The following is a 25,934-nucleotide window of genomic DNA, read 5'->3' on the forward strand; positions in this document are numbered from 1 at the left end:
ACATTATGGGTATGAGTGTTGGTTCTGAAGATGATGACGAAATGATTGGAACAATTAACACGACGCCTCTAGTTGATGTCATGTTGGTTTTACTTATTATTTTTCTGATTACTATTCCGGTAGTTACTCATACAGTTCCGGTGAAACTGCCAGAAGAAAAAAATACGCCGTACGCAACTACACCTGAAAATATTCAACTTTCAGTGAATAAGAAAGGAGATATTTTCTGGAACGAAAGTTATGTACCTAATAAAGAAATATTGTTAGCAAAATTACAGGCTGTGGCACAAAAAAGACCGCAGCCGGAGGTACATATTCGAGGAGATCAGCTTACTCATTTTGAAGCGATAGATCAGGTCATTAGTACGACCAAACAAGCTGGTATTGGCAAAATTGCCTTTGTTACTACCCCTCCAGCCTCCCCGTAACTATTTTAAGGAGAATCTTATGGGTATGAATGTCGGTTCAAATAATGATGATGATGTGATGTTAGAAGTCAACATGACACCTCTTATTGATGTCATGTTGGTACTCATTATCATGTTTATTATTACCATACCTGCACCAAACAACGCGATTAATATTAATTTGCCAAATGGCACACCGCCACCAACAAATGAAAAGCCACCTGAAGTGATTGATGTAAGGATTGATACAGCAGGCAAAGTATTTTGGAATAACCAAGAGGTTTCTGACCGCAAGGCTCTAGAGACATTATTTCAAGGTGTTGTTGCCAAAAAAGATCAAGACCAGATCAAACTTAAACCAGACCAGATGGCTGAATATAAAAATGTAGCAATGGTCATGGCTACAGCACAGCGTTTAGGTGTCACTAAAATTGGAATTGTGAGCAGTAACTAATATTGCTTTTAATCTATTTAACTCTATTAACTCCTGCGCTAACTTGAATCTTCAGTTAGCGTTTTTTTTGAAGCGAAATATTCAAGACTCAGCAATAGAATATACATTTGGTGCAACATAGTCCTTTTGGGCTTCATCCAACGACAACTTTGCACATTGAATCCAATTCTCACGATCGAGATTTTTTAAGTTAATCAAACTTGAAATCCTTTATTTATAAATTCACGCCTTATCTGTAAACACAAAATATACCGAAAATAAAAAAGCCTCCGAAGAGGCTTTTCTTATGACAGGTTAAAATTAGTCACCTGTATAACCTTTTAACTTTAAACGAGCAGCATGAAGTAACGGTTCAGTATAACCTGAAGGCTGTTCACAACCTTTAAAGATAAGGTCAGAAGCGGCTTGGAAAGCAATATTCGTTTCAAAGTTAGCTGCCATTGGTTTATACAATGGGTCATTCGCATTTTGCTCATCAACAATTTTTGCCATGCGTTTAAGCACTTCTTCAACTTGTTCACGAGTCACAATACCGTGACGTAGCCAGTTCGCAACGTGTTGAGAAGAAATACGTAATGTCGCACGGTCTTCCATTAAGCCCACATTGTTAATATCAGGAACTTTTGAACAACCTACACCTAAGTCAACCCAACGAACAACGTAACCTAAAATACCTTGGCAGTTATTTTCAAGTTCATTGTTGATCTCTTCCGCTGACCAGTTTGTATCAGGTGCAAATGGAGGTGTTAATAGGTCATCTAATGACAACATTTCTTCAGCTTTCAACTGATCTTGACGTGCTTTTACATTTACTTGATGGTAATGCATCGCATGAAGTACAGCACCAGTTGGTGATGGTACCCAAGCACATGAAGCACCAGCATTTGGATGAGCAGCTTTAGTTGCCAACATATCTTTCATGCTATCTGGTTTTGGCCACATGCCTTTACCAATTTGAGCTTTACCTTGTAAACCACATTTCAAGCCAATTGCAACGTTACGGTTTTCGTAAGCAGCAATCCATTTTTGTGTTTTAACCGCTTCTTTGCGAACAACTGGTGCAGCTTCCATAGAAGTATGGATTTCATCACCTGTACGGTCCATGAAACCAGTGTTAATAAAGATAGTGCGATCTTTAGCAGCAGCAATACAGTTTTTCAAGTTTACAGATGTACGGCGTTCTTCATCCATAATACCGATTTTTAAAGATTTCGCTGGTAAACCTAGTGCTTGCTCAGCGCGTTCAAATAATTCAACAGCAAAAGCAACTTCTTCTGGACCATGCATTTTTGGCTTAACAATATACATAGACCCTTTACGAGAGTTTTTATTTTCGTTTGTACTACGGATATCAGCAACTGATAACAATGGTGTTACCAATGCATCCATAATACCTTCGAAAATTTCTTCACCATCTACCAAAATAGCTGGGTTCGTCATTAAGTGACCTACGTTACGAAGTAACATAAGTGAACGACCATGAAGCTTTGTTGTTCCACCAATTAAATTTTTAATTTCGCGATCTTTGCTTAATGCACGGACAATTGTTTTACCATTCTTTTCGATAGATTCTTGAAGTGTACCCTTCATTAAACCTAACCAGTTACGGTAACCTTCAACTTTTTCTTCTGCATCTACAGCTGCAACAGAGTCTTCCAAATCTTGAATTGTGGTTACCGCAGCTTCAAGTGTTAAATCTTTAACACCTGCTAAATCAGTTTGACCAATTGGGCTATTCGCATCAATTTCAATAATGACATGCAAGCCATTACTTAAAAGTACAACCTCTGAAGGATTTGCTTCTTCACCATTGAAACCAACAAATTGAGCTTCATGAGCTAAACCTGTTTTTGAACCATCTTTTAAAGTTACAACAAGTTTATTTTGTTCAATTGCATATTTAGTTGCATCTGCATGTGAGCCTTGAGCAAGCGGGAAAACTTCATTTAAGAAATTCTTAGCGAACTCAATTACCTTAGCACCGCGTACAGGGTTATATCCTTTCCCTTTTTCAGCACCACCTTCTTCTGAAATTACATCGAAGCCGTAAAGTGCATCGTACAAAGAACCCCAACGTGCGTTTGCTGCATTTAAGCAATAACGTGCATTACGTACAGGCACTACTAACTGCGGACCTGCCAATAATGCAATTTCTTCGTCTACGTTTTCAGTTGTGATCTGGAAATCTTCAACTTCTGGTAATAAATAACCAATTTCAGTTAAAAACGCTTTATAAGCACATAATTCAAATTTGTTATTACGGTGCCATTCATCAATTTTTGCTTGTAATTCATCACGCTTAGCCAATAACGCTTTATTTTTTGGGCTAAGATCGACAACAACTTGCTCAAAGTTCTTCCAGTAAGTTTCACTATCTAAACCAGAACCTGGTAAAGCTTCATTTTCGATAAAATCGTAAAGTTCTTTAGCAATCGCTAACTTGCCTTTTTGAATACGTGCAGTCATTGTCTTTCCTGAAGTTGCTACTTTTTATACCAAGAGAAACCTAGTATACCGATTTAAATTAAGCTGAATACTAATATCACATTCCTAAATAGTAAGCATTTTCCCTTGCAAAACTATTGACAAAGATAAATTTTTCTATATAGGAAAATATTAAAATTCTAACTAGGTTTCCCAACAATTTATTCAATATTGAAAGATACTGAAACTAGACTTTTTGTTAACATACAAAAAGTTTCACTATCTTATTTTTTCTAAAGCGTATTTAGTTATATCAAACTTTGCACAATGAAAAAGTATTATTTAGCTAAATTTATCTATTTTTGTTGTAAAAAAAGCGCCCTATTTAGAGCGCTCTTTTATATCTCATTTCTTAAGAAGTTTTAGTAGCATCAATATGACGATGCTCAGAATGCAAATACTCATCTGATTGCATTTCTAATAAACGAGAACGAGTACGTTCAATTTCAAAAGCTAATTTCTCGCCTTGATAGATATCAATAATGCTGTCTTGAGAAGTTAAGAGTAACTTCACGCCACGGTCATAAAATTCATCGACTAGATAAATAAAACGACGTGTACCTTCTGACAAGAAGTCAGTTAAGTGCGGAACATTACTCACCAGAACCGTATTATAAATATTGGCAATTTCAATAAAGTCTGCAGGACTACGCGGCTTTAAACAAAGTTCAGAGAACTCACACCATAAAACATCTTCTGTATGACCTAGTGTTTCAACAACACGGTTATTGATCACAATCGGTTCATGAGAATTCGTTTGAGTATGAGTTAAAGCTGTATAACGCTCTGATATCCAGTTTTGAGCTTCATTGCCCAGTGGTGATTTAAACAATTGAGCTTGTTTTAAAACACGTAAACGGTAATCCACACCTGCGTCTACATTTAAAACGACACAGTTCTTTTTAACCATTTCAATTGTAGGAATAAAGCGATCACGATGAATCCCGTTTTTATACAAACCGTCTGGTGCAATGTTTGAAGTTGCAATGAGTGTCACACCGCGAACAAATAACTTCTGGAATAAATCACTCAAGATCATTGCATCTGTTACGTTTGAAACGAAGAACTCATCGAAACAAATAACAACAGCATCTTTATAGATTTGATCAGCCACGATATCGAGTGGATTACGTTGACCAGAAAGTTTATTTAATTCTTTATGAACATGTTGCATAAAGTGATGGAAATGCATACGTGTTTTACGGCGAAACGGTACAGATTCGTAAAATTGATCCATAAGCCAAGTTTTGCCACGTCCTACACCGCCCCACATATATACACCCTTTGGTGAGGTTTGACGGCGAAAACGACGGAAAGCTTTTTTAGAAGCCTTATAACGATTTAAAAGTTCTTTCCATACACGATCTAATTCTTGCACTGCCTGTGCTTGTGCTTCATCTGCCATAAACTGGCCTGAAGCCAATGCCTCAGCATAGCGCTCTGCTGGGGAAGAAGGGGTAAATGCAGTACTATGAGAAGATTTTAAATTTAACATATCATTTTATTTCAATTTTAACTGAAGAGAGTATAGCGAACATTTTGTCCGACCACATTAGCTTTTAGCATCAAGAGTTACGCTCAGTAAAACTCCTTTCCATATTGCCGAGGGCTCTGCCCAAACCATCTTTTAAATGCATGATTAAAAGCTGCAGGTTCAGAATAGCCAAGCGATTCAGCAATAACCTCTATTGAATATTCTTTATATTCCATAAGTTTAAGCGCCTTATTCTTAATAATCTGTTCACGAATTTGTTTATAACTCGTATTAAGCTGCTGCAATTGATGCCTTAATGTCCTTTCAGGCATTTTTAAAGCAAAAGCGGTTTCCGCCATGCTCGGGATAATTCCTTGTTGTAGCTCTAGATAATCTTGCACATATTGAATAATGGGTGGTATTTGATGATCTTGCTCATTTAATCGTTTTATTTCTTTAATACATTTAGCTTCATAGATACGATGAGTAATGATATCTGCTGTAGGAATTTTTATTCCAAGCACATTCTTACTTAGGCTAAATGCTGCATGTGTAGAATTAAAATGCAGATCATCTCCATAATATGAGAAATATTGAGCAACGGTATCTGTATTATTTGGTTTGGGAAACGGTACATCTATACGCATATGAGGCATGGTTAAGCCCATCATGGTATAAATATCCTGAATAAACTTATAGGTCCCCGAAATTTCACATTGGGCACGAAGTAAACCGTTTTCTGTTTTTAAATCGACAGGTAAATAGTTCAAAATAATATGATTTTCAGTTTCTTGTAAGCTCAAAGTACCAAATAAATGAGTAAGTTTTTGATACTTTATGCCTTTTTCTAAGGCGGTTTGTATATCTTGACTTGTTACAAGTAGCATTAACAAAGGGCCATAACCTGCTAATGCATAGTGCTGCCCAATGAATAATCCTTTTTCAGGATCAACATTTTCACTAATAATTTGTTGAATATCCCATTCTAAACTGTCATGAATTGTTGAACTGGGGTCCAAGGAATCTACTTTAATACCGATATCTGCCAAACGTGAGTCGACATCAATGCCCGCATTGCGCATTCCTTGAATTAAATAGATTAAACCAAGTGCCGATCGTTTCATTCTTCAATCAATTTCTCTAGACTGAAATGTTTTACTATAAAGAAGTAATAAAATTAATTGCCGAATCTATCAATTTTCACGTCGATACAATCATGTTTAAACTGATCAAAAAACGTTAGGCTTGCTTACAATCCTCTTTACAGCATATGCAGGGTTTACAATGCTCAGTGCAAAACAAAACGCTATTCAAAAAACTAAAATCGCAATTATTGGTGCTGGATTCGGTGGCCTTGCAATGGCTATTCGTCTATTACAGAATCAACAAACAGATTTTCTTATTTTAGAAAAATCTAATGACGTTGGTGGAACATGGCGAGAAAATCGATATCCGGGAGCTGCATGTGACGTCCAGTCACATATGTACTCTCTATCTTTTGCACCTAAAACTGACTGGTCAAAACGTTATGCGGAAGCACCGGAAATTTTTGATTATATTCAAGATATAACCAAAAAATATCAAATTAAAAACTACTGTAAATTTAATCATGAAGTTAATCATGTTCAGTATGATGAAACGCGCCATGTATGGACGTTAGACTTTACAAACCAACCTTCTCTAGAAGCACAATTTGTAGTATTTGCCTCTGGCCCCTTACATATTCCACAAATCCCTCATATTAGCGGTATCGAAAAGTTTAAAGGTAAAGTCTTTCACTCATCACAGTGGGAACATGACTATGACTTAAACGGAAAGTCAGTCGCATCTATTGGTACAGGTGGTAGCGCAATTCAATATATTCCTGAAATAGCCAAAGATGTTAAACAACTATATGTCTTTCAAAGAACAGCCGCATGGGTTATTCCACGAGATGAACGTAAATACTCCAGTTTGAGTAAAACTCTATTTAAAACATCTAATCTTTACAGAAAAATTCATCGCAGCCGCCTTTATTGGAGTAATGAATCACGTGTTGTTCCTATAGTTCAGCCGCAAATCATGAAATATGGGCAAAAATTAGCTGAGACTTTCATACGTTTCCAAGTCAAAGATAAAGAATTAGCTAAGAAACTTACACCAGACTTTGTGATGGGTTGTAAACGTATTCTTATTTCAAATAAATACTTCCCGACATTTAATCGTAAAAATGTTGAATTAGTGACGGATGGTATACAAGAAATTAAAGAGCACAGCATTATTACAAAAGATGGAAAAGAAAGACCTATTGATTGTCTGATTTATGGAACTGGCTTTATTACAGAACCACGCATTTACTTAAAACATTTTACTTGTATTGGTCGTAATCAAATTGAATTAAAACAGGCTTGGAAAGATGGTGCAGAAAGTTATTATGGGATTATGACCAAGAATTTTCCCAACCTATTTCAACTCGTTGGACCAAATACTGTTTTAGGTCATAACTCAGTTATTTTTATGATCGAGTCACAAGTTAATTATATTTTACAACTGATTGAACTTGTCGATAAATCTGGTCAACACGCGATAGAAATTAAACCGGAAGTCCAAGATAGCTTCAATGAAAGAATACAGAAACAACTTCAAGGTACTGTATGGCAAGCAGGTGGCTGTAATAGTTGGTATCAGGCTGCTGATGGGAAGAACTTCTCTTTATGGCCAACTTATACTTGGAAATATTGGTTAGAAACCCGTAAAGTGAATCCCAAAGATTATTTGCTATTAAATAAATGCTCTAAGAGCTATGCAGCCTAATATGTTCGATACATAATAGATGGGTTGATAACAATCTATCTATTATTATATGCAATCTGTTAGCCTCATTATTCAAATTTTTCTTGTATTAGCATTTGGCTATTTTCTAGGTCCTAAAGTTTCATTAAATATTCGACAGTTTATTTTTAAAATTCTGCCTTATTTCTCTTATATTTTATTAGCAAGTGTCGCTTTAGAATTAACACTTGCACTTGATCAAATTGAGAATCCTTCTACTATACTCCCACCTGCTCTATTAATTGCACTTACCACCTCTCTCGGTTCTTTTTTTACTTGTTTAATTGCCTATACAATATTTGATAAAGAAAGTGTTAAAGGAAAAATTTCACTTCAGCTTTTTATAAATGCTCTAAAAAATATTGCCAAGGCATTTCTAGCTTTAATTGTCGGCGTAATTTTAGGTGTTCTTTTTACTCGGTTAAATGTCCATATTCCATTTAATAGCTGGTATTTACTATTACTTTTTATTTTTTTAATCGGAATCGAACTTGCCTTTACTCATTTCAACCGTACATGGTTAAGCTGGAAAATTCTTATTGTACCTTTAGCTGCCTTTATAGGTTCATGTATAGCTGGTTTTCTCAACTATTTCTTACTAGGCAATCACTTTACACTTAATGAAATGCTGGCTTTAGCCCAAGGCTATGGTTGGTATTCAATGTCAGGTATTTTATTTACACAATTACATTCAGCTGAGTTAGGTGGGATTGCTTTACTCACAGACCTATTTAGAGAAATAGTGGCAATATTGCTGATGTACACAATGGGATGGCGTTTTCCACGTCCAGCAATTTCAAGCGCTGGCGCCACTTCAATGGATGTAACATTAGCTATGGTGAAACAGTCATGTGGCACACATTATGTACCACATGCCATGATGAGTGGCTTACTTCTAAGCCTGCTCGCTCCACTTTTAATTACTGTGTTTTTAAACGTTTAAGCAATTGAAGCAAGAATTGATTTCAACATTTGAGTTGGGTCTTCTGCTTTAGTAATCGGGCGACCAATAACTAAATGAGTAGAACCATCAAGCATTGCTTGTTTTGGAGTTACAATACGTTTTTGGTCATCGGCATTGCTACCCTCTGGACGTATTCCAGGAGTAACTAAAGAGAAATCTTGCCCAATTAATTCACGGAGAATTTTAGCTTCTTGAGCAGAACAAACTACACCATCTAAACCACTATCTTTAGTCAGTTTAGCTAATCTTTTAACTTGCTCTACAGGTTCAATATCTAACCCAATATCTTTTAAGTCTTCACGACCCATTGAAGTTAAAACTGTTACTGCAATTAACTGAGTTTGATAATTACCCGCCTTTAAACGCTCTACACAGGTCTCCATCATTTTACGACCACCTGATGCATGTACGTTCACCATCCATACACCCAAATCTGCCGCAGCACATACAGCTTGAGCAGTTGTATTAGGAATATCATGGAATTTTAAATCTAGGAAAACTTCGAAATTCTCTTCTTGAAGTTTTTTTACAACAGATGGGCCTTCATGAGTAAAAAGCTCTTTACCTACTTTTACGCGACATAACGTAGGATCAAGTTGTTCAACAATTTTTAAAGCGTCATATTGGCTTTTAGCATCCAACGCAACAATGATACTCAAGAGACTTTCTTCCATCATATAAAATCAGGGCTATTATAATAGACAAGTCAGCTACTAATAAAGAAATCTATTGAGACAAGTTTTTGAATAAGAAAATATTGATTTTAAATTTGATAGATAATGAGGAAATATAGGAAGCAAAATACTACTCTTTATACCTAGATAAAGAGTAGTACCAAGAATAATTATAACGGAGTAGAGTTTTTATCTTGGGGATAAATATCTACCACAGTTTTTTCATGTCTTACATTTGCAGCTGCTTCTGCTGCTGCCAATTGAGCACTTTGAATTTGTTCTTTTCTCAAATGATCAATATCTTTTCTAAGGCGCTTAATTTCCCAACCTTTTTGAAAAACGCGGAAAACTTGTACACCCAATAAAAGTCCAACTACAATTCCAAGCGCCAAGGTAAGCAGCAATAATAAACCTAAACGCATTGCAGGAACTTGAGTAAATAATAAATCAACAGGAAGTTCTGTTGGGTTCTGCAAAACAAGTGCTAAAGAATAGCCAAATACAATAATGAGTAATGCAATTAGAATATAACGCATAGGCACCCCACTTATGAGTTTTATTTATTTTCCAGATTCATTCACTGCATCACGGAGTGCTTTACCTGGTTTAAAATGTGGAACAGCCTTAGCTGCAACATCTACTGACTTACCTGTTTTTGGGTTGCGACCAACTCTAGGTTCACGGTGGTGTAAAGCAAAGCTACCAAAACCACGGATTTCAATACGATTGTCAGTCGAAAGAGCTTCGATCATTTGATCAATCATGATTTTAACCGCTTCTTCCACTAATGGTTCAGCCAAGTGTGGATTTTTTAGCGCAATGCGTTCAATCAAATCAGACTTATTAAGAGCTTCAGTAGTCATCTACGACCTCGTTATTTATTACTACTCTAAGTCGTTTGATAATAACCTGTTTAAATACAAAACGGTAGCGCAGTATGTTGAATACTACGCTACCGTTTACAGTAATTTGTATAAAAAGTACAATTTCGTTACATGAAACTGTACTTTGTTACCTTATTACTTCATTTGTGCTTTGATCAAGTCACCAATAGTCTTAGGACCATTTTCTTGAGAAGCTGATGCTGTACGTAAGTTAGCAACTGCTTCTTTCTCTTCAGCTTCGTCTTTCGCTTTGATAGACAAGTTGATAGAGCGAGATTTACGATCAACGTTGATGATTTTCGCTTCAACTTCTTGACCAACTTCTAAGAATTTAGTCGCATCTTCAACGCGGTCACGGTTGATTTCAGAAGCTTTAAGAGTAGCTTCTACTTCGTCAGCTAACTTAACAGTTGCGCCACGAGCATCAACTGCAGTCACAGTACCTTTAACTAAAGCACCACGTTCGTTAGCAGCTAAGAAATCATTGAACGGATCGCTGTTCAATTGCTTGATACCAAGGCTGATACGGTTACCTTCAGCGTCTACAGACAAGATAACTGCTTCAACAGTGTCACCTTTCTTGTAACGACGGATAGCTTCTTCGCCTTGTTCGTTCCAAGAAATATCAGACAAGTGAACTAGACCGTCGATACCGCCATTTAAACCAATGAAGATACCGAAGTCAGTGATAGACTTGATTGTACCTGAAACTTTTTCGCCTTTCTCATGAGACTTAGCAAACTCTTCCCATGGGTTAGCACGAGTTTGTTTGATACCAAGGCTGATACGACGACGTTCTTCGTCAACTTCAAGAACCATAACATCAACTTCGTCACCGATCTGAACAACTTTAGATGGGTGGATGTTTTTGTTAGTGTGGTCCATTTCAGAAACGTGAACTAAACCTTCAACACCTTCAGCGATTTCAGCGAAACAACCGTAGTCAGTTAAGTTAGTAACACGTGCTTTAACGATAGAACCTTTAGGGTAACGGCTCATGATCGCTAACCATGGATCTTCGCCTAATTGTTTAAGGCCTAAGGATACGCGGTTACGCTCACGGTCAAATTTAAGTACTTTAACAGTAACTTCTTGACCAACTTCAACAACTTCTGAAGGGTGCTTGATACGCTTCCAAGCCATATCTGTGATATGAAGAAGACCATCAATACCGCCAAGATCAACGAATGCACCGTAATCAGTAAGGTTCTTGATAGTACCTGTAACTGTTTGACCTTCTTCAAGTTGAGCAAGTAATGCTTCACGGTCAGCAGAAGATTCAGCTTCCATAACAGCACGACGAGATACAACAACGTTGTTACGTTTAGCATCAAGTTTGATTACTTTAAACTCTAACTCTTTACCTTCAAGGTGAGTAGTGTCACGGATAGGACGAGTGTCAACTAATGAACCTGGTAAGAACGCACGAACAGGACCGATGTCAACAGTGAAACCGCCTTTAACTTTACCAGAGATAACACCAGTAACGATTTCGCCATCTTCAAAGATTTTTTCAAGTTTAGTCCAAGTTTCAGCACGTTTAGCTTTTTCACGTGATAAAACTGTTTGACCCATACCGTTGTCAAGAGCTTCAACAACTACGTCAACAGTATCGCCAACCTGAACTTCAAGTTCACGTTGTTCATTTAAAAATTCAGCACGATCAACAATGCCTTCTGATTTAAGGCCAGTGTCAACAGTAACCCAGTCGCTATCGATGTTTACAACAACACCTTGGATGACTGCACCCTTTTCAACGTTGAGGTTTAATTCACTTTCTTCAAAGAGGGCTGCAAAAGATTCGGTCATGATATACCTGATAAATTCAGCGGTCTTGGATCAGACAAGGCCGGTTTAGTTAAGTATCAACATAGTCTTTATAGACTGATCAAGCTATGCGTCAACTGATAATCTTAGTTGCTAACAGTACGGCTATTGACATAATCAACCATTAACTTAAATACTTGATCGATCGTTAATTCCGAACTATCAATAATATAAGCATCTGCGGCTGGCTTGAGAGGAGCAACTTCTCGCTCCATATCTCTTTTGTCACGCGCTTGTATATTAGCTAAAATGTCGTTTATTTTAGCATCTAGCCCCATGCCCTGCAACTGTTTTACTCTTCGCTCAGCACGAGACTCAGCCGAAGCTGTTAGGTAAATTTTTGCATTGGCTTCCGGGAAAATTGATGTTGCCATATCTCGGCCATCTGCAACTAAACCTGGAGTTTGTGCAAATGCTCTTTGACGATCAAAGAGTGCTTGTCTTAGCTCAGGGATTGCAGCAACTTTAGATGCATATTCACCAACTCGCTCTGTGCGAATGGTTTGCGATACATCTTCTCCATCAAGGAAAACCAATGTTCCCTCTGCTGAAGTTTCAAACTTGATATTAAGCTGACGAGCATAGTTCACACACTCATCTAAATGGCTATCTAATTTTTCCAATAAATCATGTTTATGTAATGACAACCCTAACAAACGATACAAGGCGCCAGAGTCAAGTAAATGAAATTGATAATATGCAGCAAGTTTTGCCGCTAATGTTCCTTTACCCGAACCACTCGGACCATCAATAGTAATAATTTGAACTGTCATTGAACTCTCACTAAGAAGCAAATGCTTTAGCTAATCTCGAAAAGCCTAGTGTAATCGCTAGTTTTAGCTGTGCAAGAATTAATTTACTTACAACGGGGGCTTTTGCCGTTAATTCGATACGATAAGTAACCAAAGTAATATAAGGGGTAATTTCAGAAAACTCGATACGACCTAAATGGTGTTTAACTAAAGGATTATCAATCAATTTATATTCAATACGCTTGTTTTCTTCGAGATGAGTGATTTCTTCTTTAAGCGGTTTAATCGCACCAAACCCCATACGACGAACAGATCCCACTCCATCTAGTCTTTCAGGATCTGCCGAGTCTTTCACACGTACAACTTGTAGTGGAGCAAATGCCTTGTTGTAAGTTGCATGTTTAGAAAGCAGGTTAAATACATCACTAAGAGGAGCATTAAATTCTTTTTGTACAGTAATTACATTACGCATGAAAGTTCCTTATTTAAATAAATCATGTCAATGAAACGGCGCTAGTTTGCCATAACCCTATGACATTTTTTAATCATTTAAGGACGTTTTTTGTTGCTTCTCTTGTTTCTTTTGTTCACGTCTTTGCTTAAAAAAAAGACTTAACTGTTGAGCACATTTTTCATGTAAACATCCATGCTCAAAAGTAAATTTATGGTTGTAATAACCATGTTCTAATAATTGACGTGTACTCACGAGTGAACCAGCTTTAGGCTCTGTTGTACCAAATACAACGTGTTTAATCCTTGCATGTACTAAAGCCCCTACGCACATCGTGCATGGCTCAAGCGTAACATACAAAGTCGCATCTTCGGGTAAACGATAATTTTTCAATGACTCACAAGCCGAACGAATAGCTTGAATTTCCGCATGGGCAGTAGGATCAGACAAACCAATTGGAGCATTAAACCCTGCTCCAATTAATTTATTTTGACTTACGATTACAGCCCCAACAGGAATTTCCCCCTGCTTGGCTGCCAATTCAGCTTGCTCGTAAGCAAGCTGCATCCAGTACTCATCACTAAATTTAGACATTTATTTATTTATTATGAAACTACACCATATTGTCTAAGTAAAGCATTCCAACTATCAATAGTCGTTATTGGCGGATCATCAGCCAAAATACCTCTTAATGTAAGGTCTTCACAAGCTTTCCATTCTGGTGATAAATCTTTATCAACTAAGCGAGCACGTACACCTTCCACAAAATCAGGGTGACGAATTTTCCATTCAGAGATTTGCGCTTCTAGATCAAAAACTTCGTCCCAAGAATGTACTTGTTTACCCCATTGCCATAACAACCAAGTAATAGCCGCTGTGCTCGGTGAACCCTTTTGTAAGTTTTCACTGGCTTGACGCAACCAATCACTGCTTGCATCGCGTAAGCTTACGATGGCTTGATAGTCTTGTTCAAAACTTGAACCACGACAAACGCTATGAATAACATCTAATGAATTTTGCAAAGGTCCAGCTGCCACAGGACGATGCAAACTATTTAAAGTATCATCAATCGCACGGAAATCACCTGCAGGATAGTGAGCCCAATTAATATTGAGTACTTTTTGCAGAACATTATCACGTTGTGCTTCACAAATATGTGTCGCCCAACCAATACTATATGCCCCAGCAGCCGTCATAATAGAACCTGTCAAACCAGTAAATAAACCAATTTGACCACGGTCAGCAAGGAAACGGCTGGCTCCAACATCCGGATACAGACCAATGTTAATTTCAGGCATTGCTAAACGCGAGTATGGCGTAACCAAACGGAATGGTGCTGCCATGAACAAGCCTAACCCACCACCCATTACATAACCTTCGCCCCATACAACAACAGGTTTAGCATAGTTATGCAAAAGTAAATCCAAAGCATATTCTTGCTGGAAAAACTTATTTGCTGCTTCTACTTCTTGATTAATGACCAGCTGACGTAATTTGCGTACATCTCCGCCTGCACAAAAAGCTTTTGGTGTTGTCGAATCCAACCAAATTGCTTTTACTCGCTCATCATCACGGAAGTCTTCAAATACTCGTAATAAAGCCGTTACGATTGATTCATCTAAAGCATGTAATGATTTAGGTCGATTCAAACGTACGATACGCCAACCATTTTTCGCTTCTTCAACTACCAAATCCGGATGATAGCTATTTACATTGGGAGAGTTCATCATGCGTCCAATTGCCAGTCTATGGGCTCAATGCCATGTTGTTTCAAATATTGATTTGTTTTTGAAAACACTTTACATCCAAAGAAACCACCACGATTAGCCGCAAGTGGTGATGGATGTGCAGCAGTTAAAACTAAGTGTTTTTCTCTATTTATACGTTGTCCTTTACGTTGTGCATAAGCACCCCATAAAATAAAAACTATGTGTTCGCGTTGTTCATTTAAAACATCAATTACTGCGTCAGTAAACTCTTCCCAACCTTGTTTTTGATGTGATGTGGGCTGTCCTGCTTCTACAGTAAGTACACTGTTTAATAAAAGTACACCTTGCTCGGCCCATTTGGTTAAATCACCATGGCGTGAAACTGGTACACCTAAATCTGTATTTAACTCATGAAAAATATTACGCAAAGATGGAGGTAATGCAACACCTCTTTGCACAGAGAAACTTAAGCCATTTGCCTGATTAGGTCCATGATATGGATCTTGACCTAAAATAACGACTTTCACATGGTCTAACGGCGTAATATTTAAAGCACTAAAAATTTGTTTACTTGGTGGATATATTGTTTTTTGAGCCTGCTTCTGCTGAAACAGAAAGTCTCGCAAACTATCCATATAAGGACTCAGCAAAAATGGAGTTAATGATCTTTTCCAGCTTTCTTCTAATTGAACTTTACTGAGTTTGTTTTGCTGTTGCTCAGTTAATTGCATTAATGTCATCCTAGATCAATTTTCATTTCTAAAACAAAAGTAAGTTAACTTACACTTCTACTTGTAAGTTAACATGTGGATTCTGAAACTTAATCCCTTGTTTTAAATTTTCATACATTTGTGGATCAGTCCATTCAGATTGAACTTGTTCTGAAAAAACAATTCCTTCAAGGTTTAATAACCCCATTTGTTCATTTTGAATATCTTCAAGGAAACTTTGGGCATACCCCGTATCGGTTTCATGAACAATCACTGAATAAACTTCAACATCGCCTTCCCCGTTTTGGGTGACGGTTGATTTTAATACTTGCTGAGCTAGATAGAAGAAGATACGAGAAAATTGCTCGGCTGATGGCGACACCGGTAAAGAAATCCAACGTGCACTAAAAGTTTTACAAGCATCGATATATTGCGGATCATCTTTTTCCCAGAAACAAATCGCATGATCAAAACTATCAAAAAGGTCCTTAATGACACCTTTTAATAGTCCAAAATCATATACCATTTGTCCATGATCTAATTTCGAAGCTTTAAGTAATAACTCGACTTTATAACTATGCCCATGAATCGATCGCTTACAACGATCCGATGTACAGTTACGTACTATATGTGCATTTTCAAACTTAAATAACTTACGAATTAACATGTGCCAAATCGATCATTCCTTCTAAGAACATTATTATAAAGCAAAAGATAAAAACTTCGCACCACTTTTCAAATAGAAACAATTAGCAAAAAGTATGATAAGAGATGTGAAGGAATTTTGAAGATATTGATTTTTACTTTAAATACTGTCTATACAGAAATATGACCCCATCCCTTTTATTAATAAGTTTCAAGTATTACAGACTCAAAAAAAATATCAATAAATTTATTTAGTTAAATGGAGCCAAACTTCTTGAATAGACATATACTTGCTTATCTTTTCGCATTAAAGCACTAGTAAACTGACGCTTCCTATTATTTAGAACAACTTCAATTTGAGCTTGAAAGAAGTTGGATTTAACATCAATAAGACCACTTGCCTGCTTTTTCTTTTGGCTATCAACCGCTGAAAAAGCACTCAATTGCCATAATTCATCAACATTTTGGAAGAACTTCAAATTTTGCTGTCGTACCTGCAATTCTTTTTCGATCGCCCCAACATCTAATTTTTCATCAATACTTGCTAAAACCAATGGTGAAGCAGTATTAATATTTAACTTTGTATTTTCTGGTAAAGCAGAAATATATGGGGCGATCAGATCATATTTTTTCCCATCAAAGCCTCTAACTAGTTTTAACTCTTCAATACGATGAAATTTAGCATTTGAAGCCATATAGCTTGGATCTAAACCTTGATAATAACTACTTTCTGCTCCCATTGGTCCAGCCGGTTCATCATTTGGATCTTGCCAATCAATCACAGCTTGACTTAACTCAGCAGGTAAACCCACTCTTACGAGCAAACGCTCGAACCAACTTTTAGCGTCTTCATTTACGGCACCTTCCCCGTTGGTCAAATTATTTAAATTAAATTTACCCGATTCATCAAGTAAACGCCCAGAGACAGAACCATCTTCTACTGGAAACGGCGGCATAGGTTGAGCCCATGTCTCCTTTAAATGATCCACTCCACCTGCATTATTTGCATCTTGAATTAATAATTCCGAGAAAAATGCTTCTGCACTTTTCGCATAGAGTAGAGACTGATTTTGACGCATTAAGTAAGCCGTATTTTCCATAGTATTATTTTGATGCTTAGCAATTGAAGCAGCTAAAATTGTAGCTAAGGCGACCATAATGAGTATTGTCAGTAAAGCAACACCCCGTTGGTGTTTATAAGTAGCCATTATGAACCACCTTGCTGAGAAAGGGCCAAGTTGCCTTGATTTAAGCTATAGATCCATTCATAACTTACTCCCGCTACTGTAAGTTGGATTTTTATTCCTTTCGGTAATTTTTTTAACTCGTTAGGCTTTGTTGGATCAATATTAACCTCGGGCCATTTTGTTACCTCTTGCGGAGTCAAAACCATAATTTGGTATTGATCAACTTGACTTAACAAGGTACTCGATAAAGGCTGCTCCCTATTCGAAGTATTTAAATTGGTATATTTAAGACGATATAGTTTTTTTTGTTCCGCATCATAACGATACTCAATTCGTTCAAACGGTGAGAGCCCTTGTTTTAAAGGATCAGTTACCCCTGCTTTGCTAAAACGCAAAATTTGATTATCGATTTCTAAAGCTGGATGAAGTTGTCCACCCTGATTTGCCGATAGAGGAATAATTTGCAAAGTATCACGAAGGATTTGTTGATAAGCGTCTTGTAACTCAAATAAATGTACTTCATGTACAGCGTTGCGATCACGAACCTTGAGTAGATAATCGAAAATTTTCCACCCTAATAAAGATAAAACCGCAAAGATAGCTATAGCAACCAACAACTCAACCAACGTAAATCCTGAGGCGCGAGTTAATCGAACACTGCTCGATCGCGCCGCAAGACGAGAAACCATGTTTCGAGTGTGAGGGTCTTTAAAGCTACACTTTGTCTGAGCGCAAAACGAAGAGCTATGCTCTGAATAGCCAGTCGACACAACTCCTGATCGTGCCGCAAGATGCGCAGCTGTGCTACGATAGTGAAAATATTTATTTTTTATCATTATTTTGCTTTCACTGGATAATTAAAAAAGACCATATGAGTAATACCGTTTTGTACTTTTCCCTTATCCGGATCATATAAGCTAATTTGTACATCAATTTTTTGAACATTAGGGCTAACAGTCGATTCAGCTGATTTATCAATCTGCCAAGTCTCACCTTGAGAGGTTACTTGCTTACTTTGAGTACCCTGCAACCACTCTTGATTAATCTCCATCATAGCAATTTCATTCATTGCCACAAATTGAGCTTTGGTTCGTAAAATCGCATTAGAGGTAGACTGAGTGTACTGCATAGCCACTTTAGTTAAAGCGACAGCTGCTACAGCAAAGATTGCCAAAGCAACCATAACTTCTAAGAGGGTAAAGCCTTTAGATTTCATTTATTTTACCCAAGTGATCTATTTGTATTTCTGAACCAATCGGTTTTTGTTCTAGATAAAATTGTATTTTAACGGTCTTGGCTTCACCATTACCAAACCAGATGAGTTGAGGTGTTTTTTCCCCCACTAAATCGGTATTTTTAGCCTTAGAATAATTCTGGCCATCCAAGGGTTCTACAGAAAAAGACACATGCGTAGGAAGTTGCCGTGTTTTAAATTCAGTGTATTTCTGCCATTGGTTTTTTATATCTTGTACTTGCAAGGTACTTTGATCGTGATATTCATATAATTCATAAGAAAATGGTGAGACATCTGTCTCACCATGAGTTTCTAAAGCTAATACACGTGATTGATCTAGTGATTCTTTATTAATTTTTTGCAAATCAAGTAGAAATAACTCTCTTGCCTGCATTGCCTTCTTTTGGTCTATACCACCGATATTCAAGACAACAAGTGAGGTCATAATTGTCATAATCACAATGACCACCATCACTTCTATAAGAGTAAAGCCTTTTTGTGATTGAAATGATTTCGATTTCATATCGACCTATTAAGCATATTGCTCAACTGCTTGTTTCGGTAAGGCCAATGCCTGATCAATATAAGCTACTCTTAAAGTATCTCTTGAACCCAAATAACGTTGGTAAAAACTTGAATTCAGAATTGCAGCAGCCCCATGAGTGAGCGACCAGATTGAAGCTAAGTAATCTCGTGTAGTCATATGACTCTGGATTGACTCTAAATAATGATCAGTCATACGAATAATAATACGTAGGCGCTGCTTTCTCACTTGATAGAGTTCATTAAAAAGATGGTGTACACCTTGAGCAGTAATCGAAAGCTTTTCTTCAATTTGATGAAACAATACTGTTCGTTCCGGATGGTGCAAATGGTGCAACATAAAGAAAGCCAAATGTTCTGGAAAAGCCTTTTCAGTGTCTTGGACCATTTCAAGTAACATGCGCTCATTACGAATAATTAACAGCATGTACAATTCATCTTTGCTTTGAAAATGTTTGTACAAGGTGCCTTTTGCCAAATCAAGCTCAGCAGCCAGCACATCAAGTGTCATTCCGGCTTCGCCATTTTCTAACAACAACTGTTCCGCAACTTGAAATATTAATGCTTCTCTTGCTCGGAACTGAGCTTGACGGTCCATCTTCACGCAATTACTCTCTTTATATAGTTTCTATAAGTTAAATCGCTTTGAGTAAATTTTCGAAATTTTGCGAGGTGATTCTTGCAATTTCCTCAATCGATTTATCATATACATCACTAAGTGCTTTCGCTACATAGGGTACGTATTTTGGTTCATTTGTTTTACCACGATATGGCACTGGAGCCAAATAAGGACTATCTGTTTCAATTAAGAGTCGATCTAAAGGTACTTGCTTGGCAACATCACGTAAATCTTGAGCATTTTTAAATGAAACAATCCCTGAAAAGGAAATATAGTAACCACAGTCCAATACGGCTTTTGCTGTTTCCCAGTCTTCAGTAAAACAATGCAAAATACCATGCGAAGATTGTTCAGCTCGAATAATATCCACCGTATCATGTTTTGCTGAACGTGTATGAACAACTACTGGCTTTTTGACATTTTTAGAGGCTTGAATATGCCGAGCAAAACAAGCCTTTTGCTCATTAATAAAGTCAGTACTGTGGTAATAATCTAAACCTGTTTCGCCTAAAGCCCACACTTTTTCTGATTGAGCTAACTCAGTCAAATACTCAGTCGTTGCTCGAGCCATAGTATCTACATCCTCACAAGGATGCACACCCACCGTATACCCAACATCTTCATGACGCTTTGCGATTTCAGCTAAAGCAACATGATCATCAAGGTCAACTGAAATTGCCATAAACTTAGAGACACCTTCTGCTCGTGCAGCAGCAAGTGCAAGATCTAAATCACCGTTATAAGGCGTTAAATCTAACATTGTTAAATGGCAATGGGTATCAACAAACACTGTACTTTCCTATCTGCTTACATGGTATAACTTGGACGATCTAAAGACATACTACCAGCTAAAATCCGCTCAGCTTCAGCTTTATAGTAAATTCCTTTATCACCACTCAATTGAATTGCGAAACCTTGCGGTTTAAATCCACTTTGCTTATGTGAAATCCACACTACTTTACCAGTTAAAGGAATTTTTTGTGATTGTTCTGGTAACGTAGCTAAAATAAAAATTTCTTGGCCCATCTTCACTTTTTGCTTCGATGGCACAAATAAGCCCCCACCTTGCACATACCCCATATAGCTTGCTTGTAAGGTTGCTCTATCAGGAATATTGACCTGAATAATTCCACCCATTTGTGGTTGCATTATAGTTTCCCCTTAAACGTTCATTAATTTTATAAAAAGTTGATCTGTGATGAGTTGTGTTTGTACATTTTGTTCAACCAACCTTTTAGATTGCTGTAATTCCTCATAAAGACTGAATAAGCTTTCTAAATTATAGTTTTGTGCCAATTGATCAAATTGTAAATCAATATTTTTCTGTGGTTGGTTCAGCTTGACACAAATTAAATCCCCTAACAAGTATTCAAGAAGCATCATAAAATCGCTAAAGTTGAGCTCTTTCTGCCACTTAGCTGAATAAAATAAAGGCATATTTTTTTGGTTAACTACCTTAGTCCAGTCTTCTAAAAATGTTTGTCTTTTCGCAAACCAATCACTAGTAGCAATTTCGACTGCTTGCAAAGGCATATCATTAGAAAGACCTAACAATAATTCAGGTGGTACTGCCGCGATTTCAGCCAAATGCTCATTTAGATAAGATGTTGCCTGCTTATATGAAATACGGTCTAAAGCAAAATGCTGTAAGCGACTTCGAATGGTAGCTGGTAATTTCAAATAGTGATCAGCCAACAAAATTAAAACAACGCGCTCACCGGGTTCTTCTAAAGTTTTTAACAGTGCATTTGATGATGCAAGATTTAAAGCTTCAGCTGGTTCAATGACAATAACACGCCATCCTTCACCAGTTTGCTGTACAAATGGCAATAAATCTCGAATTTTTTCTATTTTAATTTTTGCATTCTGTTTTTTATTTTCTTCATCAGTCGTGATATGAACATAGTTCGGGTGCGTGTCTGATTTTAACCATTGACAGCTACTACATTCTCCACAAGCCCCCTGAGGCTGCTTATTTAAACAAAGTACCCATGCTAAAAAATGCTTGGCAAAAGCATGCTTACCACAACCTTGTTTACCATAAAATAATAAGCCATGCCCAATATTAGGAAAACGTGTTGTTAACGTTTCCCACATTGTCTGTTGCCACGGATAAACCTTAGAAGTCACATTCTGATTCATTAAATTAACACTTACTCAAAAGACTCAACAGGCATATTATTTAGACGGTCAAGATCTGCTTGGGTGTCAACACCTGGCGGTAAATTCGCTTCTGCTACAGCAATAGCAATACGATGCCCGTTTTCTAAAACACGTAATTGCTCAAGACTCTCTAGCTTTTCAAGTTTACCCATATCCCATGTAACATATTCTTGTAACAAGTTCACACGATAAGCATATAAACCTAAATGACGAAATGCTTGGGTATGTAAAGTTGGTTCAGCTTGTTTAGCACCATCTCGATCATAAGGAATAGTTGCACGACTAAAGTACAAAGCTTCATTTTGATTAGACATAACCACTTTCACAATGCTATCACGCTGAAACTCATCTAAAGCATGAATAGGCTCACATAATGTAGACATTGAGCAATTTGGTTTTTCAACTAGAAGCTTCGCAACCTGCTGAACAAGTTGAGCTGGCAGTAAAGGCTCATCACCTTGTACATTTACAATAATGTCATCCGCATCCCACCCCTTAATACAAGCAACTTCACTCAAACGGTCAGTTCCCGATGGATGGTCAGCACTTGTTAAAACAACATCAACACCCTCTGCACGGCATATTTCAGCAATACGTTCATCATCGGTTGCTACACACAGATCATCGAAACCTTCAACTTTCTTTGCCTGATCTACTACGCGTAAAATCATAGGTCGGTCATGAATAAGTAACAATGGCTTACCTGGCAAACGCGAACTTGAGAAGCGTGCTGGAATAACGATGTGTTTCATTTTTTCTTCCTAAGATATTTGAATATCAAGCTTTTGCAATTGCTGATTTAAAACCTGATAGCACTCTTCAGACAAAACAGCTTTAACAGGTACGACCCAAATAGGCCGTTTAAATTCTGGATGCTTTTCAAGTAAAGGCAACAACTTAACCGCATCTTTTTCAGTCGTAATGATAGGTTGGTCATCATTAAATAAAAGGTCATCAATAACATAATCATGATGATCACGAAAAGCATGCTCTTGAAATTGGTTTACACCTAAACCTTTAAGTGTTTGGTAAAAGCGCTGAGGAAAACCAATACCAACTACTGCATGGTAATTATTTTGAGTATCGAATGATAATTCAGTTGCTGAAGAAGGATTCAATAAGTAAGGTTGTCCAGCATCCAGATGCATATGCATTGCTGTTGATGGGGCAAATGCATGTTCGATTACTGTACCCGTTTTTAAACGTTCAGCAGGTTCACGCAAATAGCCTTCTGGTAATAACTTTCTATTTCCAAGGCCACGATTTTGATCAAGCACGATCCATTCTATTTGACGACCTAATGCCCAATGTTGCAATCCATCATCACTAATAATTAAATCTAGTTTCATCGATGCTAATAATAATTCGATTGCCGCTTGTCTATTGGGTCCTACTGCCATAGGTACGCCAGTTGACTGTACAATCAAAGCAGGTTCATCTCCTGCTTCAGCTGCCTGACTGGCTGATGTTACCAACATAGGAAAAGGACCAACTCCACCATAGCCCCGACTAATTACACCTACTTTTACGTTATGTTGTTTTAAGTAATTAACCAGCTCTATTAATAATGGGGTTTTGCCACTACCACCCACTGTAATATTTCCAATCACCATAACCGGTACAGGCGCGTCATAGACCTTTTTAAAACCTGAATTATAAAAATGACGATTCAATAAAAACCCAGCACGATACAAACATGATAATGGACGCAAAACAACCAACCAATTTGATTGCTTATTCCATGCATTTTGTATCAGCTGGGCTAAAGACATGCTTAGTTGTCCTCAAAATTACGCTGATGTAATTGATAATAAGCACCATGCTTAGCAAGTAATTCTTGATGAGTACCTTGTTCAACAATTTGTCCACGATCTAATACGACAATACGGTCTGCATTTTCAATTGTAGATAAACGATGAGCAATCACAATCGTTGTACGGTCTTGCATCGCCTCATCAAATGCTTGCTGAATAAAATGTTCAGATTCGTTATCAAGCGCACTTGTAGCTTCATCTAAAACGAGAATAGGCGCATTTTTCAAAATTGCACGAGCGATTGCTATACGTTGACGTTGGCCACCCGACAGATTTAGCCCTTGAGCACCTAGGACAGTATCATAACCATTTGGTAAATTCATAATAAAGTCATGGGCATAAGCAGCCTTTGCCGCTGCGATAACTTCTTCATCGCTCGCATCGTGTAGCTGACCATAAGCAATATTTTCACGTACAGTTCGGTTAAACAAAACAACTTGCTGATTTACCATCGCAATTTGTGTACGTAAACTTGAAAGCTCAATATCACGTATTGGCAAGTCATCTAAATAAATTTGACCACTTGAGACTTCTTGGAAACGTACCAACATGTTCACTAAAGAGGTTTTACCAGCACCAGAGCGCCCTACCAATGCAACAGTTTCACCTGGGCGAATATCTAAAGAAAAGTCCTTAATCGCCTGAGTGCCATCAGCATAGTTAAGTACAACATGGTCAAAACGAATTGCACCTTGCAACTGAGGTTTAAGCTGACCACTATTTTCTTCTTCAGGTAAATCTAATAATTCAAAAACTGAATGTGCTGCCGCTAAACCACGCTGCAACTTCTCATTAATATCAGTTAAGTTTTTAACAGGTTTAGAAAGAAGACCAGCTGCCGTAATATATGCAACAAACTCACCCGCACTTGTATTACCTAAAATTTGTGGTCTTAAGGCTAACCATACAATAAGAGCCATTGCACAAGCCATGACCACTTGAACAACTGGGCTATTTAGGTTTTGCACAATCACCATTTTTAAGCCGCGTTTTAAGTTCTCTTCAGATGACTTATAAAAACGCTCTTGTTCTGACTCTTCACCAGCGAAACTTTTAACAACTGCACTACCACTAATACTTTCTTGCACTACATGGTTAACATCACCCATAGTGTCCTGAACTTGCAGTGAAAGTTTACGCATTCTTTTTGAAGCTCTACGCACCAAAACACCAATAATAGGTAAGAACACCATAATACAAAGGGTCAAGCGCCAATTTGTATAAAACAAATAACCTAACAATCCCAGCGTAATCATGCCATCTCGAACGATGGTTTTTAATGACTCCGATGAAGCAGCTGTCAGTTGCTCGACGTTATACATAATTTTGGCTGTGATATGTCCCGAAGAGTTATCGAGATAATATTGAGCTGGTAGTCTTAAAAGTTTTGCATAAACTTCTTGGCGAATGCTAAAAACTAAACTACGTGAGATAACAGCAGTATAGTAGCCACCCATAAATAGGCCTAGGCCACGGAAAAATACCAATAAAATGATTAATAAAGGGAACCAATCCAGATCCGCTCTACTCGCATTTTGAATTGCATCAATAATAAATTTAATGAGCTTAGCAACAGAAACCTCTGTTGCTGAGTTCATACCGAATCCGATAAGAACTAATAAGGCCACGCCCCAATAAGGTTTTAAATAAGATATGAGACGCAAATAAACCTTAAAATCTTGATTCACTCAGAAAAACCTCTAGAAGGAACTTTGGTACTAATATTGATGTTAACAAAACCGAGTTGTCCTGCTACATCCATAACACGAATAACATCCTGATGAGACGCTTTTGCATCAGCAGCGATGATAAACATAAAATCACGGCGCTCTTGAGCAATTTGCTTAATTGCAGTGCTCAAATCAGCCACATCTTTGCTAGATAATGCCTGACCGTTGACAGCGTAATGACCGCTAGAGTCTACCACGACTTCAATTTTATGATCGTACTGTTTTGGTGGGACACCTTGGGCATCTGGTAAAGTTAAATTGATGCGACTTGGCTGATTAAAAGTGGTAGATAACAATAAAAACACCAGAATGAACAGTAAACAATCAATCATAGGCGTTAGATTGATATGAATGTCTTCAACTTGAGAACGTTTAAACTTCATATTTGTTCCCTACCC

General features: G+C 37.4%; 29 protein-coding genes and 1 pseudogene. 4 read left to right on the top strand and 26 right to left on the bottom strand.

The window, feature by feature from the left end; genetic code table 11:
* Positions 1-5 precede the first annotated feature (5 nt).
* Together AC1PJ9_RS15435 and AC1PJ9_RS15440 are read left to right on the top strand one after the other, a co-directional pair.
* The gene (locus AC1PJ9_RS15435) at positions 6-428 is read left to right on the top strand and encodes an ExbD/TolR family protein (protein WP_000525862.1); all 423 of its coding nucleotides are present in this window, start codon (positions 6-8) and stop codon (positions 426-428) included.
* A 19-nt stretch (positions 429-447) separates the two neighbouring features.
* Positions 448-861 (top strand): ExbD/TolR family protein, encoded by a 414-nt coding sequence (locus tag AC1PJ9_RS15440; protein WP_311087764.1) that lies wholly within the window; start codon positions 448-450, stop codon positions 859-861.
* Between the two features lie 84 nt (positions 862-945).
* Here AC1PJ9_RS15440 and AC1PJ9_RS15445 read toward each other — a convergent pair.
* The 4 genes and pseudogenes from AC1PJ9_RS15445 to AC1PJ9_RS15460 all read right to left on the bottom strand — a co-directional run.
* Positions 946-1,059: pseudogene (locus AC1PJ9_RS15445) on the bottom strand (GNAT family N-acetyltransferase); the annotation flags it as partial.
* A 102-nt stretch (positions 1,060-1,161) separates the two neighbouring features.
* A complete protein-coding gene (locus AC1PJ9_RS15450) occupies positions 1,162-3,327 on the bottom strand; it encodes a malate synthase G (protein WP_311087765.1) in 2,166 nt (721 codons plus the stop codon).
* Positions 3,328-3,697: 370 nt separating this feature from the next.
* The gene (zapE, locus tag AC1PJ9_RS15455) at positions 3,698-4,840 is read right to left on the bottom strand and encodes a cell division protein ZapE (RefSeq protein WP_151789524.1); all 1,143 of its coding nucleotides are present in this window, start codon (positions 4,838-4,840) and stop codon (positions 3,698-3,700) included.
* Positions 4,841-4,923: 83 nt separating this feature from the next.
* Entirely contained in the window at positions 4,924-5,943 is a 1,020-nt protein-coding gene (locus AC1PJ9_RS15460; protein WP_311087766.1) for an AraC family transcriptional regulator, read from the bottom strand.
* A 121-nt stretch (positions 5,944-6,064) separates the two neighbouring features.
* On the opposite strand from AC1PJ9_RS15460, the gene AC1PJ9_RS15465 reads away from it, so the two are divergent.
* Together AC1PJ9_RS15465 and AC1PJ9_RS15470 are read left to right on the top strand one after the other, a co-directional pair.
* Complete coding sequence (locus AC1PJ9_RS15465; RefSeq protein WP_311087767.1) at positions 6,065-7,612, top strand: flavin-containing monooxygenase; 1,548 nt, start codon at positions 6,065-6,067, stop codon at positions 7,610-7,612.
* 49 nt (positions 7,613-7,661) lie between these two features.
* Positions 7,662-8,573, top strand: coding sequence for a LysO family transporter (locus AC1PJ9_RS15470; protein WP_311087768.1), 912 nt, complete (start codon positions 7,662-7,664; stop codon positions 8,571-8,573).
* Here the strand turns inward: AC1PJ9_RS15470 and pyrF are convergent.
* The 22 genes from pyrF to AC1PJ9_RS15580 form a co-directional block, all read right to left on the bottom strand.
* The gene (gene pyrF, locus AC1PJ9_RS15475) at positions 8,570-9,268 is read right to left on the bottom strand and encodes an orotidine-5'-phosphate decarboxylase (protein WP_263614967.1); all 699 of its coding nucleotides are present in this window, start codon (positions 9,266-9,268) and stop codon (positions 8,570-8,572) included. The two genes, AC1PJ9_RS15470 and pyrF, sit on opposite strands and share 4 nt — an antisense overlap.
* A gap of 170 nt (positions 9,269-9,438) precedes the next feature.
* Positions 9,439-9,804 (bottom strand): lipopolysaccharide assembly protein LapA domain-containing protein, encoded by a 366-nt coding sequence (locus AC1PJ9_RS15480; protein ID WP_263613598.1) that lies wholly within the window; start codon positions 9,802-9,804, stop codon positions 9,439-9,441.
* 24 nt (positions 9,805-9,828) lie between these two features.
* Complete coding sequence (locus AC1PJ9_RS15485; RefSeq protein WP_002050043.1) at positions 9,829-10,131, bottom strand: integration host factor subunit beta; 303 nt, start codon at positions 10,129-10,131, stop codon at positions 9,829-9,831.
* A 156-nt stretch (positions 10,132-10,287) separates the two neighbouring features.
* On the bottom strand, positions 10,288-11,961 hold the full coding sequence (gene rpsA, locus AC1PJ9_RS15490) for a 30S ribosomal protein S1 (RefSeq protein WP_002050239.1): 1,674 nt from the start codon (positions 11,959-11,961) through the stop codon (positions 10,288-10,290).
* Between the two features lie 104 nt (positions 11,962-12,065).
* Positions 12,066-12,752 carry a (d)CMP kinase gene (cmk, locus tag AC1PJ9_RS15495; protein ID WP_284083715.1) on the bottom strand — a complete coding sequence of 229 codons (687 nt, stop codon included), beginning with the start codon at positions 12,750-12,752 and terminating at the stop codon, positions 12,066-12,068.
* 10 nt (positions 12,753-12,762) lie between these two features.
* The gene (locus tag AC1PJ9_RS15500; protein ID WP_311087769.1) at positions 12,763-13,203 is read right to left on the bottom strand and encodes an SRPBCC family protein; all 441 of its coding nucleotides are present in this window, start codon (positions 13,201-13,203) and stop codon (positions 12,763-12,765) included.
* 69 nt (positions 13,204-13,272) lie between these two features.
* Positions 13,273-13,776 (bottom strand): tRNA adenosine(34) deaminase TadA, encoded by a 504-nt coding sequence (gene tadA / locus AC1PJ9_RS15505; RefSeq protein WP_311071326.1) that lies wholly within the window; start codon positions 13,774-13,776, stop codon positions 13,273-13,275.
* An 11-nt stretch (positions 13,777-13,787) separates the two neighbouring features.
* The gene (locus tag AC1PJ9_RS15510; protein WP_151739649.1) at positions 13,788-14,912 is read right to left on the bottom strand and encodes an enoyl-CoA hydratase/isomerase family protein; all 1,125 of its coding nucleotides are present in this window, start codon (positions 14,910-14,912) and stop codon (positions 13,788-13,790) included.
* Positions 14,909-15,622, bottom strand: coding sequence for a uracil-DNA glycosylase (ung, locus tag AC1PJ9_RS15515; protein ID WP_311087770.1), 714 nt, complete (start codon positions 15,620-15,622; stop codon positions 14,909-14,911). Before ung ends, AC1PJ9_RS15510 begins: the two co-directional genes overlap by 4 nt.
* A 49-nt stretch (positions 15,623-15,671) precedes the next feature.
* On the bottom strand, positions 15,672-16,268 hold the full coding sequence (locus AC1PJ9_RS15520; protein ID WP_263613594.1) for a 6-pyruvoyl trahydropterin synthase family protein: 597 nt from the start codon (positions 16,266-16,268) through the stop codon (positions 15,672-15,674).
* A gap of 229 nt (positions 16,269-16,497) precedes the next feature.
* Positions 16,498-17,454, bottom strand: coding sequence for a type II secretion system minor pseudopilin GspK (gene gspK, locus AC1PJ9_RS15525; protein WP_311071329.1), 957 nt, complete (start codon positions 17,452-17,454; stop codon positions 16,498-16,500).
* On the bottom strand, positions 17,454-18,269 hold the full coding sequence (gspJ, locus tag AC1PJ9_RS15530) for a type II secretion system minor pseudopilin GspJ (protein WP_077168510.1): 816 nt from the start codon (positions 18,267-18,269) through the stop codon (positions 17,454-17,456). Before gspJ ends, gspK begins: the two co-directional genes overlap by 1 nt.
* Positions 18,269-18,649 carry a type II secretion system minor pseudopilin GspI gene (gene gspI / locus AC1PJ9_RS15535; protein WP_019458993.1) on the bottom strand — a complete coding sequence of 127 codons (381 nt, stop codon included), beginning with the start codon at positions 18,647-18,649 and terminating at the stop codon, positions 18,269-18,271. The genes gspJ and gspI overlap by 1 nt, the downstream gene beginning before the upstream one ends.
* Positions 18,639-19,190, bottom strand: coding sequence for a type II secretion system protein (locus AC1PJ9_RS15540; protein ID WP_263613592.1), 552 nt, complete (start codon positions 19,188-19,190; stop codon positions 18,639-18,641). The genes gspI and AC1PJ9_RS15540 overlap by 11 nt, the downstream gene beginning before the upstream one ends.
* A gap of 9 nt (positions 19,191-19,199) precedes the next feature.
* Positions 19,200-19,808 carry a TetR/AcrR family transcriptional regulator gene (locus tag AC1PJ9_RS15545; RefSeq protein WP_000375838.1) on the bottom strand — a complete coding sequence of 203 codons (609 nt, stop codon included), beginning with the start codon at positions 19,806-19,808 and terminating at the stop codon, positions 19,200-19,202.
* A gap of 37 nt (positions 19,809-19,845) precedes the next feature.
* A complete protein-coding gene (locus AC1PJ9_RS15550; RefSeq protein ID WP_311087771.1) occupies positions 19,846-20,619 on the bottom strand; it encodes a TatD family hydrolase in 774 nt (257 codons plus the stop codon).
* Between the two features lie 17 nt (positions 20,620-20,636).
* Positions 20,637-20,978, bottom strand: coding sequence for a PilZ domain-containing protein (locus AC1PJ9_RS15555; protein WP_001183024.1), 342 nt, complete (start codon positions 20,976-20,978; stop codon positions 20,637-20,639).
* Positions 20,979-20,990: 12 nt separating this feature from the next.
* Entirely contained in the window at positions 20,991-21,971 is a 981-nt protein-coding gene (locus AC1PJ9_RS15560; RefSeq protein ID WP_311071337.1) for a DNA polymerase III subunit delta', read from the bottom strand.
* Between the two features lie 11 nt (positions 21,972-21,982).
* Positions 21,983-22,744, bottom strand: coding sequence for a 3-deoxy-manno-octulosonate cytidylyltransferase (gene kdsB, locus AC1PJ9_RS15565; protein WP_263613589.1), 762 nt, complete (start codon positions 22,742-22,744; stop codon positions 21,983-21,985).
* 9 nt (positions 22,745-22,753) lie between these two features.
* A complete protein-coding gene (lpxK, locus tag AC1PJ9_RS15570; protein WP_311087772.1) occupies positions 22,754-23,764 on the bottom strand; it encodes a tetraacyldisaccharide 4'-kinase in 1,011 nt (336 codons plus the stop codon).
* Between the two features lie 2 nt (positions 23,765-23,766).
* Positions 23,767-25,494 (bottom strand): lipid A export permease/ATP-binding protein MsbA, encoded by a 1,728-nt coding sequence (gene msbA, locus AC1PJ9_RS15575; RefSeq protein WP_263613587.1) that lies wholly within the window; start codon positions 25,492-25,494, stop codon positions 23,767-23,769.
* Positions 25,491-25,919: an ExbD/TolR family protein gene (locus tag AC1PJ9_RS15580; RefSeq protein WP_000669682.1), complete on the bottom strand. Its 429-nt coding sequence runs from the start codon at positions 25,917-25,919 to the stop codon at positions 25,491-25,493. Before AC1PJ9_RS15580 ends, msbA begins: the two co-directional genes overlap by 4 nt.
* Positions 25,920-25,934: the final 15 nt, after the last annotated feature.

The organism is Acinetobacter sp. 70_2 (genome assembly GCF_056736115.1).